The sequence below is a fragment of the Pectobacterium sp. HCp5_1 genome, assembly GCF_032905925.1.
Taxonomy (GTDB): Bacteria; Pseudomonadota; Gammaproteobacteria; order Enterobacterales; family Enterobacteriaceae; genus Pectobacterium; species Pectobacterium brasiliense_A.
The window spans coordinates 24,548-39,484 of record NZ_JAUMIO010000017.1 but is presented as its reverse complement, the minus strand read 5'-3'; the positions used below and the strand labels follow the sequence as shown (position 1 = coordinate 39,484).

Here is a 14,937-nt window from a genome sequence, read left to right as displayed (position 1 = left end):
CATTACAACTTACTGAAACGATTCAATAATTTTATTAGTAACACGTGTGAGATTTAACATTAACCGACTTTTTACCTGCTCTATATCAAAGTCAGGGGGTTATCCAACTATTAGGATAAAGGCCACGATCGAGGGATCCAGAGTGGGAAAAGGTAATGAACCGATTTGTTATTGCCAGTACTCAAGACTGTATGGGGTGCCATGCATGCGAAATCGCCTGTGTCATTTCACACAATGACGAGCGCTATCCAGATAGCGCAGCGGTGTTTCAGCCCAGAATAAAAGCATTCAATACGCCAACGCTGCGGGCTGCCGTGACCTGCCGCCATTGTGAAGATGCCCCCTGCGCCAGCGTGTGCCCAACACAGGCCTTGATCAGAAAAGACAATAGCATTCAGCTCGTTCAGGAAAAGTGCATCGGCTGCAAAAGCTGTGTACTGGCTTGCCCGTTCGGCGCGATGTCCATGGTAACAAGCCCTGTAGACAACAGCGCCATCGCCCACAAATGCGATCTCTGCGCCGATCGTCCAGAAGGGCAAGCGTGCGTAGAAGCCTGTCCAACTCAGGCCTTACAGCTCGTCAGCGAGCAAACGTTAGCAGCTCGTCGTCAGGAGAAACAGCAGGCGATGGCGCTGCGTTCCTCCGCTCACTGGCAGCGTGAAACGCCCGTGCTGAAAACGCTGACAACCCATCCGCTCAGCAAAAGAAAAAACTGGCCGCGCCGGGATGCCGAGAAAAAGCCGCTGACCCAGAGAACCTCCACGTTTGATGAAATCTATCATGGCTTCTCCGTGCAGCAGACGGAAGATCAGGCCGATCGCTGCCTTTCTTGCGGTAAACGCGCGATCTGTGAATGGACCTGCCCGCTGCATAACAATATTCCCGAACTGCTGAGTCTGGCCAAACAGGGGCGCATTCTTGAAGCCGTAGAGCTGTCGCACCAAACCAGCAGCCTGCCGGAAATCTGTGGCCGAGTGTGCCCGCAGGATCGGCTATGCGAAGGAGCCTGTACGCTGGGCAAGGAGTACGGGGCGATTACCATCGGTAACGTTGAACGCTACATTACCGACACTGCGATAGAAATGGGCTGGTCACCCGATATGACGCATGTTGTTCCCAGCGGCAAACGCGCGGCGATCGTCGGTGCTGGCCCAGCAGGGCTAGCCTGTGCCGATGTGCTAGCCCGCAACGGTGTGCAGGCCGTGGTGTTCGATCGTCACCCGGAAATTGGGGGGCTACTCACGTTCGGGATTCCGTCATTCAAGCTGGATAAAGACGTCCTTATCCATCGTCGTGAAATGTTCAGCGCTATGGGAATCGAGTTCCGGCTGAATACCGAAGTGGGGAAAGACATTTCTCTGGCTCAGCTGCTGGACGACTATGACACCGTGTTCCTCGGTGTAGGCACCTACCGCTCCATGAAGGCCAACATTGATAATGAAGAGGCTCCCGGCGTCTTCGATGCGCTACCGTTTCTGATCGCCAATACCAAACACGTCATGGGGCTACCGGAATTAGAGGATGAACCTTATATCTCGATGGCGGGCAAACGCGTCGTGGTACTCGGCGGTGGGGATACCGCGATGGACTGCCTGCGTACATCCGTTCGGCAAGGTGCGGTATCCGTAACCTGCGCGTATCGCCGCGATGAAGCCAACATGCCCGGCTCGAAAAAAGAGGTGAAAAACTCCCGCGAAGAAGGCGTAGAGTTCCTGTTTAACGTCCAGCCGCAAAAAATCTGCCTCAATGAACAGGGCGACGTGTGCGGCATTAGTCTGATTCGCACCGAACTGGGCGAACCTGACGCCAGCGGCCGTCGTCGCCCGCGCCCGATTCCCGGTTCAGAATTCGTGCAGCCCGCGGAAGCCGTGATAACGGCATTTGGCTTTCAGTCACACAGCATGCCGTGGCTGGAAGACGCCGACATCGGTCTGGATAACTGGGGATACATCACCGCCCCGCTTGATAGTCAGATACCTTGCCAGACCAACCACCCACGTATTTTTGCCGGTGGCGATGCCGTACGCGGTGCCGATCTGGTCGTTACCGCGATTGCCGACGGGCGCAAAGCCGCATTGGGCATGATTGCGACGATGGGGCTGACCGCCATCACGGGAGCCATTCCCGCACACCCGCAGCGCCCTGAAATGAACGCAACCTGCGAGGAGATCCGCTCATGAATCAATTTGTTATCGCCGAAGCAGAAAAATGTATCGGCTGCCGGACCTGTGAGATCGCCTGCGCGGTAGCCCATAGCGGGGGTCAAAGCGCACAGCTGCGGCCTTCTCACTTCTTTCCCCGCCTGAAGGTCGTTAAAAGCGCCAGCGTCAGCGTTCCCGTTCTTTGCCGTCAGTGTGAGAATGCCCCCTGTGCCAGCGTATGCCCGAATGACGCGCTGGTGCGCGATCGGGATAGCATCCAGGTTATTCAGTCCCGCTGCATCGGCTGCAAAAGCTGCGTCGTCGCCTGTCCTTTCGGGGCCATCAATGTGGTGACAAAAGCGTCGAATGGCGAGGGGGAAGCGCACCTCACGCAAAGCGAGGTTCACAAATGTGATTTATGCGTGGATGTCGCCCAGAGCCCTTCCTGCGTCAGCGTGTGTCCGACATCGGCGCTGCGATTAGTGACAGCGGATGAGTTGCGCAAGCAGACGCTGGAAAAACAGCGGCGTTCCGCACTAGGATGGCCGAGCCATTAAAACAGACTGGCAGGTGGCGAACAGGGAAGAATCGCCACAAAACATACGATGCAGAAAATTCGGTGTGCCTAATTAATAATTATCGCCGATTTATCCATCGATTTTTCTTTAGATCACATATTAGTCTGATAATATGCATTGGTAATGCCTGATAGGTTCCCATCTTTTATCACGATCACGGAGTGAACAATGACCTGCCATTTTGTCAGGTGGACAAGCACGGAAGCGCTTCCTGACTTACAAAGACTGCCCGATAGGCTCATCTCATCAACACAAGGTTTTTCAGCCAAACGCCGCGAGCGTTATCTGAAGAGTCGAGTGCTGCTGGCTGAGATGATGTTCTATTTTTTCGGCTATCCGCTGTTGCCCACGCTACTCGTGTCCCCTGAAGGACGCCCTTACTTTGCCGATCCCAATATGCCCAATTTCAGCATCGGTTATGCAGGCAATACTATCGCCATTCTCCTGAGCGAAGAAGGCAGCGTTGGTATGGATATCGAAATCGTTCATGTCAGGCCAACAAATCAGGTCGTCCCACAGATGCAGGCGCAGACACAGGCCGAACAGGCGTGGATCGACGCGCAGCGCGATCCGCTGGAAGCAGCAACGCAGCTGTGCACCATCCGCCAGTCATTGATGAAGATCCCTGGCGTGAACAGCCACCCTCCCAATAATCTGAAACTCCACCCCGCCTCTGGCAGGCTGCGTTCAACCTGCACCCCCGCCGTAGAAGTGATGAGCGATGTTGATGATTACCTTGCCTGGGCCTGTGCCCATATCCCCACACTTAACCGATTGATCATGTGGAAATACACGTCGGCAACGGGCATGAGAAAGTCGGGGGAAATTCTACAGCAGCAGCGCCAGTCTGTACGCTATATGAAATTAACCAGCCATACGATAGAAAAAGCCACCTCTACCGCCTCACAGTAGCCAGCCGCCTTGTCGCAGGCTGAGGCTCCGGGAAAGCCCCGGAGCCACGAACACATTAATGCCCGTCGATAAACACGATTTTCAGCAGGAACAGCAGCGCAACCACGACCACGCAAGGGCTGATTTCACGCCAGCGGCCCGTCGCCAGCTTCATCACACAGTAAGAAATGAAGCCCAGCGCGATCCCTTCAGTAATAGAGAAGCTGAACGGCATCATCACCGCGGTAATAAAGGCCGGAACGGCTTCCGTCAAGTCATCCCACTTCACGCGCGCCAGGCTGGACGTCATCAATACGCCCACATAAATCAGTGCGCCAGCAGCCGCATAGGCAGGCACCATCCCCGCCAACGGCGACAGGAAGATCACCAGCAGGAACAGCAGACCCACAACTACGGCCGTCAGGCCGGTACGTCCGCCCACGGACACGCCAGAAGAGCTTTCAATATATGCGGTAACGGAGGATGTCCCGATAAATGAACCAGCCACAGAGCTAACGCTATCGACATACAGCGCCTGCTTCATGCGTGGGAATTTACCGCGCGCATCAACCAGACCGGCTTTATCCGTCACACCAATCAGCGTACCGGAGGAGTCAAACAGGTTAACCAACATGAAGGAGAAAATAATGCCAGACATCCCGAGGTTCAGCGCCCCGGCCAGATCAACCTGACCCACTACCGACATGACGCTCGGCGGCATGGAGAACACGCCAGAATACGTCACATCGCCCAGCAGCAGGCCAATCGAGGTGGTCACAACGATGGAGATCAGTACCGCGGCGTGAATATTACGTGAAGCCAGCGCCACAATAATGAAAAAGCCCAGAGCGCCCAACAGCACGCTGTGTGACGTCAGATTACCAATCGTCACCAGTGTTTCAGGGTTAGGAACGATAATACCGGCGTTTTTCAGGCCCATCATGGCAATGAACAACCCGATACCGCTGGCAATACCCAAACGCAGGCTAAGCGGGATATTGGCGATCATCCAATAGCGAATCTGGAAGATAGTCAGCAGCAGGAAACCGATTGCGCCCCAGAAAATAGCACCCATCGCAACCTGCCATGGCAGATCCATCGCACCGACGACGACAAAAGCGAAAAACGCATTCAGCCCCATTGCTGGAGCCAGCGCCACAGGCAGGTTAGCCAGCAGCCCCATCAAAATGCTGCCGAATGCCGCAATCAGACAGGTGGTCACAAAGACCGCTTTGGTATCCATCCCCGCCACACCCAGAATCTGCGGGTTAACAAAAACGATGTAAACCATCGTCAAAAACGTCGTGAAACCGGCAATCGTTTCCGTACGTGCTGTCGTGCCGTGTTGTTTAAGTTTAAACACGCGCTCCAGCAGGCCTTGCTCGGTAGCAAGACCGGGTTGTGATTTATTCATGAGTAACAATCCAAAGAAGGGAATAACTGTCGTCGGGTATCCTATAACAAAATGCGGCGTTTTTACGTTGATCCCACGTTTTTTTTCATCGAATAAGAAGAACCTATTAACGTCATCGTTTTCTCTCGGTTAAATCCCCCCAATTTTACGCAAGATAGCAGTGAAAATGGCTTTATAGGTCGCAATATCGGGTCAATTGGTTAAAGTAAGGAACGTCTTCTCATTCTGATCGTTTAAGAACCGAGATACCGGGGCGACCACGGTGCGAGGTGTCCCTACGGGAACCTCATCACCGTGTTTCCCCTAAAGCTATACTTAAATACTTCATCGATAAGGATTGGTCATGCCCCGTATTGAATGCGTCTTCTTCGACTGTGATGGCACGCTGGTTGATAGCGAAGTGCTGTGTTGCCAGGCTTATGTGAATATCTTCATCCCGTATGGGGTGAACTTATCGCTGGAGGAGGTGATAAAAACCTACAAGGGCGTGAAGCTGTACGAGATTATTGCCCGCATCAGCCAGCAGCATGGCTTAACCGTGTCGGTAGACGATGCGGAGCGCCATTTCCGGCAAGAGGTGAAACGTCTGTTCGATGAATTCCTGCAACCTATCGAGGGTGCACGTGAGTTAGTGCAGTCGATTACTGTCCCGATGGCCGTGGTGTCCAATGGTCCGGTCAGCAAGATGCAGCATTCGCTCGGCCTGACGCATATGCTCGATCTGTTTGGCGACCATCTCTACAGCGGCTACGATCTGAAAAAATGGAAGCCCGATCCAGCAGTGCTGTATCACGCCGCCGAGCAGTTACAGCTTCCCATCGAGCACTGCATTCTGGTTGAAGATTCCGCCGCTGGCGTACAGGCTGGCATCGCTGCGGGCATTCCAGTGTTCTATTACTGCGCCGATCCCCATAATCAGCCGATTCATCACCCTCTGGTCACGATGTTTGACGATATGCGCGAACTACCGCAAATCTGGCGCGAAAAAGGCTGGAATATCACGGCGTAGTAGCCGCCACTCAAGCTGGCTTATTCCGCCACCATAGCAGACGACGCTTCGGCTGCTTTTCCTGCTGGCTAAAACGGGAATTAACCCCGTTCGCCAGCAGCTCCAGCGACAGACAAAACACAAAGTAGACCAGCGCGACAAACAGGAAAACTTCCATCGGGTAGACCATGCTACGGTTATTGACCTGCGTAGCGAGAAACGTCAGTTCGCCGACGCCGACAATGTAGGCCAGTGAGGTGTCTTTAATCAGGGAAATCCACTGATTAATGAAGGAAGGCACCATCATCCGCAGCGCCTGCGGCAGGACAATCTGCCACAACACCTGCCAGCGGCTTAATCCCAGCGAGAGTCCGGCCTGCCACTGACCGCGCCCAATAGCGACAATGCCCGCCTTCACGCCATGCGCGAGATACGCCGAGGCGATCAGCGCCAGCGCACACACCACGGTCGTAATTTCAGGGATATCGACGCCAAAAACGATCGGCAGCAGGAAGTAGGTCCAGAAAATCAGCATGATGACGGGAATCGCACGGAAGAACCCCAGCACCATCGCCAACAGCGCACTCCACCCTCCCCGGGACATCGCCAGCGCCACGCCCAAAATCGTACCCAAGATGGCAGAGGCTACGCCAGCCAGCAGGCTCATCACCAGCGTCAGCGCCGCGCCACCCAGCGGGCCATCTGGGAACGTACCCCACATCAAATAGTCGATGTTATCGGTGATAACGGTAAAATCCATCTTAGTGTCTCTCCGCCAGACTACGCTGCTGACGCCACATGCCCCAGCCTTCCATCACCGCAATAATCACGATGTACAACACCGTCGCCACGCCAAATGCCTGAAACGTGCGCAAGGTTTCCGTCTCCACCTGACGCGACGCGTAGGACAATTCAGCGACGCCAATCGCCATCGTCAACGACGAGTTCTTAACGATATTCATGTATTGACCAAGCAGCGGCGGCAGGGCGATTTTTAGCGCCTGTGGCAACACCACATAACGCATGGATTGCCAGCCGGTTAATCCCAGAGCATGCGCCGCGTACTTCTGCCCGCGCGCTACGCCGCGAACACCGGAGCGGATTTCCTCCGCAATAAACGCACTGGAGTAGAGCGTCAGCCCTGCTAAACCCGCCAGAAACTCAAAAGAAGGCCACGCTAACGTCGTGCCCAATAGGGAAAGAGCATGCGGGGTATTCAGCCATTGCATCATCGCTGAGGGAAAAAGCTGCCCTGCCCCGAAATACCAGAAAAACAGCTGCACCAACAACGGCGTATTACGAAATAGCGAACTATAGGCCACCACAACGCCGCTCAGCAGCCGAATCTGACTGTCTCTGGCCGCCGCCAACAGAAAGCCCAGCACCGTAGACAGAACGATCGTACTCAGGGAAATACCCAGCGTGATCAGGAAACCGTGCCACAGCCAGATGAGGTATTGAGGAGCCAACAGCCACGATTCAAGCGATTGCAGCGCCGTATCCATGCGTTTTATCTCTCTTTGTCATTATTACGAAGTACAAATAGAAATGCCCTCTGCATTGTATTGCAGAGGGCTGGGATCGTAGCACCAGACGTCGGCTATCAGGATTTAGGTTGTTGACCCAACGGGGCAAAGGTGAAATCGCCGCGCGGCTGGGATGACTTCGTGCTCGGCCCAAACCAGCGATCGTAAATCGTCTTCGCTTCACCCTGTTTTTCCAGATTAATCAGCGTGTCGTTAATTTTCGCCGTCAGACGTTCTTCGCCCTTCGGAATCCCAACACCCTGATACTCTTTGGTAATGCTGAACGGAGAAATTTCAAACTCAGCCTTCTGTGCATCAGGCACGTTAGCCAGCAGGCCGACCAGTTTGGCATCGTCCTGCGTGATGGCCTGAACGTTGCCGTTACGCAGCGCGGCGAAGGCCAGCGGCGTATCGTCGTAGGAAATCACTTTGGCCGTCGGATAATGCTCACGCAGGGTAATTTCCTGCACGGTGCCTTTATCCGCGCCAATACGCAGCGTTTTGATGTCTTCCGGCGTTTTCAGCACGCCTTTACGAGCGATGAATTTTTGCCCGGTTGCGAAGTAAGGAATACTAAAGTTAACCTGCTTGGCACGCTCATCGGTAATGGTGAAGTTCGCGGCGATCAGATCGACTTTCTGCGAACTTAACAGGGGAATACGGTTCGCTGGGTTCGTCGCGCGCAGCTCCACCTTTACGCCCAGCGCTTTACCAATCGCCTCGGCGATATCTACGTCATAACCCACCAGCTTTTTGCTCTGCGGATCGACATAGCCAAACGGCGGATTGCTGTCGAAGACGGCAATTTTCACCACGCCTGCCTTCTGAATATCATCTAATTTATCGGCCTGTGCAGCACCAGAAATGGAAGCCAACCCGGCCAATAACGTCACTGTCAAAATCTGCTTTTTCATTCCCTGCCCCTTAATTATTGCTGTATTAACAGCAGGCTATCAGCAGGGCGAAAACGCGGGAAATAACATAAATAGCTATAATATAACCTTATGTTACTTCGCTATTCTGGCAGATTATCCTGATTCAGGTACGGCTAGGTAGATTGATGGAAAGCGGCAAGCAATCTCCTGTTCAGACTTTTTCGAAAGAGATAACGGCAGCAAGGTACAGTATTACTATGGTTTAAGTGTAAGGAGCGGAAGCAGTATTTGATTGTTTTGCATCCACTCAACTGAATGTTCGCATCGGTACGCAATAATTCTTTTTATCGTGGCAAAATCATCCAGCAGGTTTCGATTAATAATGGGTTCGTGATGAGCAATACGGTTTCGCAGTTTCCTCACTGTTTCTAAATCGTTATAGAGATTCTGACGCAGTTGTGCGGCACTCAGACCCTGTGCGACTGCATGAGGGAAAGCGGTTAGTATGTGATTGTTCCATAAGCGGGTATCAAATCTTCCGGTCAGCATTTTTTGCCAGAAAACAAACTTTAGTTCAGGGATAACTTTTCCCGTCGTTGGCTGATTTCGCCGCCCACTAATCAGGTCATCTTTTGGTTTATAGCCATGAATAGGGATCGGTAGGCTTCTCTCAAAACCAATGGACCAAGGCCACCTATCCCCGTATACCGTTTATGCTGTTTGACGACATCGTCAATGGTCCTTACACTGATCTCACTAGCCACGGGACTTGTTAGCAGTAATGCTTCCCCCCGAGGACAACAGAAGCAGATATACGACAAAGGCTCGCCATATGGTGAGCCTTTGTCGTTCTTATGCTAGTCCGAATGAGCTAGCCTATGCACTTATTTACCATAAGCCTGTAAAGCGCTGTCAAGGTTATCCGCACCGCCGGTTCTGGATGACAACCCTGTACCCATCATGATCCCGAAAAGTCACACCATCTTTATCCCAGTAAGGGTTGAACGAGCTGACTCTGACAAACCCAGCCTCATCCATTCTTGAACATGCTCTAACTATTTTCCCTTACTGACAGAATAAACCAGGTCATCATCCCCCCAATTAGCCCCCAGAATGCCGCACCAATGCCCCACAGCGTCAGCCCAGAGGCGGTGATCAGGAAAGTAACGACCGCAGCATCGCGCTGCTTTTCATCCAGCAACGCGCGATACAGGCTGCCTGAAATCGTGCTGAGCAGTGCCAAACCGGCGATAGCGTGAATCAGCGGCTGCGGCAACGCCGTGAAAAGCTGACCGATTGATCCGCCAAAAACGCCCGCCAGCAGATAAAAGCCACCGGCAGCGACGGCGGCAAGGTAGCGTTTCTTCGGATCGGGATGCACATCCGATCCCATGCAGATCGCGGCGGTAATCGCGGCGATACACACGGAAAAACCACCGAACGGCGTCAAAACCAGCGCAATTAATGCCGTAACGGTAATCAGCGGTGAGATAGGAACCTGATACCCCGCCGCTTTCAGCGTGGCAACACCCGGTGCGTTCTGCGATGCCATGGTGACAATGAAAAACGGAATGCCAACGCCGAGCAGAGACGCCCACGAAAAATGCGGTGTAATGAATTCCGGTACAGCGAACACCAGCGGCGAATCAGAAACCGCAATTTGCCCACGAAATAGGGCCAGCAGCAGGCCAGCAAGCAGCGTCAGCACAATGGCAAAGCGCGGCAGCAGCCGACGGCTGAGCAAATAGGTTACGCACATCGCAAAAGCCAGCCAGAAATCCTGTTGCAGGGAAAGAAAGGCATCCGCGCCAAAACGCAGCAAAATCCCCGCCAGCATCGCGGCAGAAATGGCCTGTGGAATCACATTCATCAGGCGGGCAAAGAGGCCCGTGATTCCACAGATAAAGATAAGCGCGGAAGCAAACAGGAACACGCCGATTGCTTCATTGAGCGACGTACCCGGCAGGCTGGTAACCAGCAGCGCCGCCCCCGGCGTTGACCAGGCCGCCAGTATCGGCGCACGGTAGTATAGCGACAGGCTAATCGACGCCAGCCCTTGAGCAATCCCCAGCATGCTTAACCAGCCGCCGATCTGCACCGCGCTGGCACCCGCCGCTTCCGCTGCCTGAAAAATGATGGCGGCTGAACTGGTGTAGCCCACCAGCACCGCAACAAAACCAGCGATAAGAGTCGAAAAGGTGACATCTTTTAGCGCAAATGACGCAGGCATGGTATACCTTCACTCTTGTCGTGCGCTATAACGCACAGAAAGCGTTAACATAACAGCGTGCGCTATAACGTACAAGCAGGAGCCAATACTGATGTCTGATGAGCTAACCCGCCGTATTGGCAATACGTTGAAAACATTGAGACAAGAGAAAGGCTGGAGCCTCACACGTGCAGCAGAAGAGACGGGTGTGAGCAAAGCAATGCTCGGCCAGATCGAGCGCGGGGAATCCAGCCCGACGGTCGCCACGCTGTGGAAAATTGCGACCGGCATGAATGTGGCGTTTTCCACCTTTATTGAACCGACGCTCGCAGATGAAGACGTGACCTATCGCTCAGGGGCAGGTTCGGCATTCAGGGAAAATGAGGCGGGAATGCACGTGGTTCCCCTCTTCCCCTTCGACGAAAAACTGCGTTTTGATATGTTGGTTATTGAGCTGGCGGCGGGTGCCAGCAGCACCTCATCGGCGCATGAAAACGGGGTGATCGAGCATATTATTGTGCTGGGGGGACAACTGGAGATGACCGTTGATGGGCAGACGCATTTACTGTCCGCCGGGGATGCTCTACGCTTTGCCGCCGACAGAGAACACCGCTACCACAACCCTGCCGATACCACGGCGCGCTTCCACGATTTGATTCACTATCCTGACAAAAAATAACGCCCTGCAAGCAGGGCGTTATCACGATAAGCGTAAGAACGGGCTTACTCTTCCGCTTTTTTATCTTTCTGCGCCAGCAGTTTTTCCAGCGCATCGCCGCCCAGATGGCGGAAATCCTGACCTTTGACGAAATAGAAGATAAATTCACAGATATTCTGGCAACGGTCACCGATACGCTCGATAGAACGGGCACAGAACAATGCGGTCAGTACGCTTGGGATGGTGCGAGGATCTTCCATCATGTGGGTCATCAGTTGACGCACAATCCCTTCGTACTCTTTATCCACTTTTTTGTCTTCGCGATAAATACGAATCGCTTCATCCAGATCCATGCGGGCAAATGCATCCAGCACGTCATGCAGCATCTGCACGGTGTGGCGCCCTAATGACTCCAGACTCACCAGCAGCGGCTGATGCTGATGGGAGAACTTCTCCAGCGCGGTGCGGCAGATTTTATCCGCCACGTCACCGATACGTTCCAGTTCGGAAATGGTTTTGATGATCGCCATCACCAGACGCAGATCGCTGGCGGTAGGCTGGCGCTTAGCAATAATGCGCACGCAGGCCTCATCAATCGCCACTTCCATCAGGTTAACTTTGGCATCGCCTTCAATAACCTGCTGAGCCAGCTCCGCATCCTGATTATGCATCGCGGTAATCGCGTCACTCAGCTGTTGCTCCACCAGCCCGCCCATGGTCAGGACCTGCGTGCGGATGTGTTCCAGTTCGGCGTTAAACTGACCGGAAATGTGTTTGTTCAGATTCAGATTATCCATGATGCTTCCTAATCAACCGTAACGGCCGGTGATGTAATCTTCAGTCTGTTTCTGCCGTGGAGCAGTAAACAGGGTATCAGTATCGCTGAACTCAATCAGCTCACCCAAATACATAAACGCCGTATGATCTGAACAACGCGCCGCCTGCTGCATGTTGTGCGTCACGATGACCACGGTGTAGTCTTTTTTCAGCTCGGAGATCAGCTCTTCAATACGGCCGGTAGAAATCGGGTCGAGCGCAGAGCACGGTTCATCCAGCAGTAGGACATCCGGGCGAATCGCGATACCGCGCGCAATACACAAACGCTGCTGTTGACCACCGGACAGGCTATAGCCGCTCTGGTGCAGTTTATCTTTCGTCTCTTGCCACAGCGCGGCTTTGGTCAGCGCCCACTGGACACGCTCATCCATCTCAGCACGAGACAGCTTTTCAAACAGGCGCACACCAAACGCGATGTTGTCGTAAATGGACATCGGGAACGGCGTCGGTTTCTGGAACACCATGCCGACTTTGGCGCGCAGCAGCGCGATATCTTGCTTATCCGTCAGAATGTTATTGCCATCCAACAGGATGTCGCCTTCGGCGCGCTGCTCAGGGTAGAGCTGATACATTTTGTTCAGCGTACGCAGCAACGTGGATTTACCACAGCCGGACGGGCCGATAAACGCGGTAACCTGATTCGCGGCAATATCCAGCGTAATGTTTTTCAACGCGTGGAATTTTCCGTAATAGAAATTCAGATCGCGTACCTGGATTTTGTTGGATGTCTCAGTAGCCATACTCATCAAGACTTCTCTCTTTTTCCTGGCGCTGCCTGGCAGCACCTTGAATTTATTTAATGTTTCTCAGAAAACGACTATTTCTTAGCGAATTAGTGCTTCTTGGCAGAGAAAATAACGCGCGCCAGAATATTCAACAGCAGCACACACATCGTAATCAGCAGTACACCCGCCCAGGCCAACTGTTGCCACTCCACAAACGGGCTCATGGCAAACTTAAATATGGTGACCGGCAGGTTAGCAATCGGATGCATCATATCCGTGCTCCAGAACTGATTCGATAGCGACGTAAACAGCAGCGGTGCGGTTTCCCCGGCGATACGCGCAATAGCCAGCAATACCCCGGTGATGATGCCGGATACCGATGCCTTCAGCGTAATCGCAGAAATCATTTTCCATTTCGGCGTACCCAGCGCATAAGCCGCTTCACGCAGGCTATCCGGTACCAGTTTAAGCATGTTCTCGGTGGTACGAATCACAATCGGCACCTGCAACAGCGCCAGCGCAATCACGCCCGCCCAGCCGGAGAAGTGCTGCATTTTTGCCACCACCAGCGTGTAGACAAACAGCCCCACCACAATCGATGGTGCAGACAGCAGAATGTCATTGATGAAACGAATCACTTCGGCAATCCAGGATTTACGACCGTATTCCGCCAGATAGATGCCCGCCATAATCCCCAGCGGTGTCCCCAGCAGCGTTGCCCACAGAATCAGCAATCCGCTCCCGACGATGGCATTCGCCAACCCGCCCCCCGCCGTATTAGGCGGCGGCGTCATTTCGGTAAATAACGCCAGAGACATGCCATCCACGCCTCGGGTCACGGTCGAAAACAGAATCCAGACCAGCCAGAACAGGCCAAACACCATCGTGGACATGGATAAGAACAGCGCAATGCGGTTTTTCTGGCGACGCCAGGCCTGCATTTTACGCCGCGAACGCTCCAGAGCAGCGTCTTGCTCTATGCCTAATGTAGCCATTAGCGCGCCCCCTCATTTTTAGCCAGACGCATCACCATCAGCTTTGAACATGCCAGAACAATAAAGGTAATCACAAACAGAATCAGCCCCAGCTCCATCAGCGCCGCCGTGTGCAGGCCGGATTCCGCTTCGGCGAATTCGTTCGCCAGCGCAGAGGTAATACTGTTGCCAGGCATATACAGCGACGCGCTGTCGAGCTGGTAAGTGTTACCGATGATAAAGGTCACCGCCATGGTTTCCCCCAGCGCGCGCCCCAGTCCCAACATCACCCCGCCGATCACGCCGTTTTTGGTGTAAGGCAGCACAATGCGCCAGATCACTTCCCACGTCGTACAGCCGATGCCGTAGGCGGACTCTTTCATCATCACTGGCGTTTGCTCAAACACGTCACGCATCACCGCCGCAATGTACGGGATAATCATGATGGCCAGAATGACGCCGGCCGCCAGAATCCCGATCCCGAACGCCGGGCCGGAGAACAGCGAGCCAACAATAGGAATACCGGACAGGACATTGCCTACCGGCTGTTGGAAGTATTTGGCAAACAGCGGAGCGAAAATGAACAGCCCCCACATGCCGTAAACAATACTCGGTATGGCCGCCAGCAATTCAATCGCCACGCCAAGCGGACGTTTCAACCAGGCTGGTGCCAGTTCTGTCAAAAATAGCGCAATCCCGAAGCTAATCGGAATCGCAATAATCAGTGCAATCAGTGAGGTAACGATGGTGCCGTAAATCGGAACCAATGCACCAAACTGCTCTGCGGGCGCATCCCATTCTTTCGTCCACAAGAAGGCAAAACCGAACTTCTCGATGCTAGGCCAGGACGCCACAATCAGGGAAACAATGATGCCACCCAATAGCAGTAGCGTGACCAGCGCCGCCAGTTTTACCAGCGTGCTGAAGAGGATATCGCCATACTTTCCCGGGGCTTTGATAGTTGGCTTGTACTCCGCCATACGTCTCTCTTCTCGTTTTAACTACATGAAAGAAACTCACAAAGGCAGAGAAGTACGATCGCTTCTCCGCCCCGATACAACTTGTCATTCAGTTCGCATTTCCAGAGTCAGACATCGTTGCCAGACGCTGAATAACAACGC

The 14,937-nt window shown here is 53.5% G+C and carries 15 protein-coding genes; 5 read left to right on the top strand and 10 right to left on the bottom strand.

What is annotated here, in order from left to right; translation table 11 throughout:
• Positions 1–155 precede the first annotated feature (155 nt).
• The 3 genes from aegA to Q3A88_RS13035 all read left to right on the top strand — a co-directional run bounded on the left by aegA (position 156) and on the right by Q3A88_RS13035 (position 3,631).
• Positions 156–2,180: a formate-dependent uric acid utilization protein AegA gene (aegA, locus tag Q3A88_RS13045; RefSeq protein WP_233990914.1), complete on the top strand. Its 2,025-nt coding sequence runs from the start codon at positions 156–158 to the stop codon at positions 2,178–2,180.
• Positions 2,177–2,698, top strand: coding sequence for a 4Fe-4S dicluster domain-containing protein (locus tag Q3A88_RS13040; RefSeq protein ID WP_014917140.1), 522 nt, complete (start codon positions 2,177–2,179; stop codon positions 2,696–2,698). Before aegA ends, Q3A88_RS13040 begins: the two co-directional genes overlap by 4 nt.
• A 189-nt stretch (positions 2,699–2,887) precedes the next feature.
• The gene (locus Q3A88_RS13035) at positions 2,888–3,631 is read left to right on the top strand and encodes a 4'-phosphopantetheinyl transferase family protein (protein WP_010681426.1); all 744 of its coding nucleotides are present in this window, start codon (positions 2,888–2,890) and stop codon (positions 3,629–3,631) included.
• Between the two features lie 55 nt (positions 3,632–3,686).
• On the opposite strand, the gene Q3A88_RS13030 is transcribed toward Q3A88_RS13035, so the two are convergent.
• Positions 3,687–5,024 carry an NCS2 family permease gene (locus tag Q3A88_RS13030; RefSeq protein WP_317178054.1) on the bottom strand — a complete coding sequence of 446 codons (1,338 nt, stop codon included), beginning with the start codon at positions 5,022–5,024 and terminating at the stop codon, positions 3,687–3,689.
• A gap of 343 nt (positions 5,025–5,367) precedes the next feature.
• Here Q3A88_RS13030 and yieH point away from each other — a divergent pair, with 343 nt between their 5' ends.
• Positions 5,368–6,033, top strand: coding sequence for a 6-phosphogluconate phosphatase (gene yieH / locus Q3A88_RS13025; RefSeq protein ID WP_010681428.1), 666 nt, complete (start codon positions 5,368–5,370; stop codon positions 6,031–6,033).
• A 10-nt stretch (positions 6,034–6,043) separates the two neighbouring features.
• Here yieH and Q3A88_RS13020 read toward each other — a convergent pair whose 3' ends face one another.
• The 5 genes from Q3A88_RS13020 to Q3A88_RS13000 all read right to left on the bottom strand — a co-directional run bounded on the left by Q3A88_RS13020 (position 6,044) and on the right by Q3A88_RS13000 (position 10,643).
• Complete coding sequence (locus tag Q3A88_RS13020) at positions 6,044–6,772, bottom strand: amino acid ABC transporter permease (RefSeq protein ID WP_407725601.1); 729 nt, start codon at positions 6,770–6,772, stop codon at positions 6,044–6,046.
• Between the two features lies 1 nt (position 6,773).
• Positions 6,774–7,517 (bottom strand): amino acid ABC transporter permease, encoded by a 744-nt coding sequence (locus Q3A88_RS13015; RefSeq protein ID WP_193401371.1) that lies wholly within the window; start codon positions 7,515–7,517, stop codon positions 6,774–6,776.
• A 98-nt stretch (positions 7,518–7,615) separates the two neighbouring features.
• Positions 7,616–8,452 carry an ABC transporter substrate-binding protein gene (locus tag Q3A88_RS13010; protein WP_317178053.1) on the bottom strand — a complete coding sequence of 279 codons (837 nt, stop codon included), beginning with the start codon at positions 8,450–8,452 and terminating at the stop codon, positions 7,616–7,618.
• 879 nt (positions 8,453–9,331) lie between these two features.
• On the bottom strand, positions 9,332–9,451 hold the full coding sequence (locus Q3A88_RS13005; protein ID WP_373367551.1) for a hypothetical protein: 120 nt from the start codon (positions 9,449–9,451) through the stop codon (positions 9,332–9,334).
• Between the two features lie 13 nt (positions 9,452–9,464).
• Complete coding sequence (locus tag Q3A88_RS13000) at positions 9,465–10,643, bottom strand: benzoate/H(+) symporter BenE family transporter (RefSeq protein WP_040033409.1); 1,179 nt, start codon at positions 10,641–10,643, stop codon at positions 9,465–9,467.
• 91 nt (positions 10,644–10,734) lie between these two features.
• Between Q3A88_RS13000 and Q3A88_RS12995 the strand changes: the two genes are divergently transcribed.
• A complete protein-coding gene (locus Q3A88_RS12995; protein WP_110164265.1) occupies positions 10,735–11,301 on the top strand; it encodes a helix-turn-helix domain-containing protein in 567 nt (188 codons plus the stop codon).
• A 44-nt stretch (positions 11,302–11,345) separates the two neighbouring features.
• Here the strand turns inward: Q3A88_RS12995 and phoU are convergent, their stop codons facing one another.
• From phoU to pstC, 4 genes are all read right to left on the bottom strand, one after another.
• Positions 11,346–12,077 carry a phosphate signaling complex protein PhoU gene (gene phoU / locus Q3A88_RS12990; protein WP_039275953.1) on the bottom strand — a complete coding sequence of 244 codons (732 nt, stop codon included), beginning with the start codon at positions 12,075–12,077 and terminating at the stop codon, positions 11,346–11,348.
• Between the two features lie 12 nt (positions 12,078–12,089).
• Complete coding sequence (gene pstB, locus Q3A88_RS12985) at positions 12,090–12,863, bottom strand: phosphate ABC transporter ATP-binding protein PstB (protein ID WP_317178052.1); 774 nt, start codon at positions 12,861–12,863, stop codon at positions 12,090–12,092.
• Between the two features lie 86 nt (positions 12,864–12,949).
• Positions 12,950–13,837: a phosphate ABC transporter permease PstA gene (gene pstA, locus Q3A88_RS12980; protein WP_039275952.1), complete on the bottom strand. Its 888-nt coding sequence runs from the start codon at positions 13,835–13,837 to the stop codon at positions 12,950–12,952.
• Positions 13,837–14,796 (bottom strand): phosphate ABC transporter permease PstC, encoded by a 960-nt coding sequence (gene pstC, locus Q3A88_RS12975; protein ID WP_010300064.1) that lies wholly within the window; start codon positions 14,794–14,796, stop codon positions 13,837–13,839. The genes pstA and pstC overlap by 1 nt, the downstream gene beginning before the upstream one ends.
• Between the last annotated feature and the right edge of the window lie 141 nt (positions 14,797–14,937).

Excerpts from the sequence above, each read along its gene's own strand:
- Q3A88_RS13000 (WP_040033409.1), bottom strand. The coding sequence starts at position 10,643 with ATGCCTGCGTCATTTGCGCTAAAAGATGTCACCTTTTCGACTCTTATC.
- Q3A88_RS13040 (WP_014917140.1), top strand. The coding sequence starts at position 2,177 with ATGAATCAATTTGTTATCGCCGAAGCAGAAAAATGTATCGGCTGCCGG.
- pstC (WP_010300064.1), bottom strand. The coding sequence starts at position 14,796 with ATGGCGGAGTACAAGCCAACTATCAAAGCCCCGGGAAAGTATGGCGAT.
- aegA (WP_233990914.1), top strand. The coding sequence starts at position 156 with ATGAACCGATTTGTTATTGCCAGTACTCAAGACTGTATGGGGTGCCAT.
- phoU (WP_039275953.1), bottom strand. The coding sequence starts at position 12,077 with ATGGATAATCTGAATCTGAACAAACACATTTCCGGTCAGTTTAACGCC.
- pstB (WP_317178052.1), bottom strand. The coding sequence starts at position 12,863 with ATGAGTATGGCTACTGAGACATCCAACAAAATCCAGGTACGCGATCTG.
- Q3A88_RS13030 (WP_317178054.1), bottom strand. The coding sequence starts at position 5,024 with ATGAATAAATCACAACCCGGTCTTGCTACCGAGCAAGGCCTGCTGGAG.
- Q3A88_RS13020 (WP_407725601.1), bottom strand. The coding sequence starts at position 6,772 with ATGGATTTTACCGTTATCACCGATAACATCGACTATTTGATGTGGGGT.
- Q3A88_RS13035 (WP_010681426.1), top strand. The coding sequence starts at position 2,888 with ATGACCTGCCATTTTGTCAGGTGGACAAGCACGGAAGCGCTTCCTGAC.
- pstA (WP_039275952.1), bottom strand. The coding sequence starts at position 13,837 with ATGGCTACATTAGGCATAGAGCAAGACGCTGCTCTGGAGCGTTCGCGG.
- Q3A88_RS13005 (WP_373367551.1), bottom strand. The coding sequence starts at position 9,451 with ATGGATGAGGCTGGGTTTGTCAGAGTCAGCTCGTTCAACCCTTACTGG.
- Q3A88_RS13015 (WP_193401371.1), bottom strand. The coding sequence starts at position 7,517 with ATGGATACGGCGCTGCAATCGCTTGAATCGTGGCTGTTGGCTCCTCAA.
- yieH (WP_010681428.1), top strand. The coding sequence starts at position 5,368 with ATGCCCCGTATTGAATGCGTCTTCTTCGACTGTGATGGCACGCTGGTT.
- Q3A88_RS12995 (WP_110164265.1), top strand. The coding sequence starts at position 10,735 with ATGTCTGATGAGCTAACCCGCCGTATTGGCAATACGTTGAAAACATTG.
- Q3A88_RS13010 (WP_317178053.1), bottom strand. The coding sequence starts at position 8,452 with ATGAAAAAGCAGATTTTGACAGTGACGTTATTGGCCGGGTTGGCTTCC.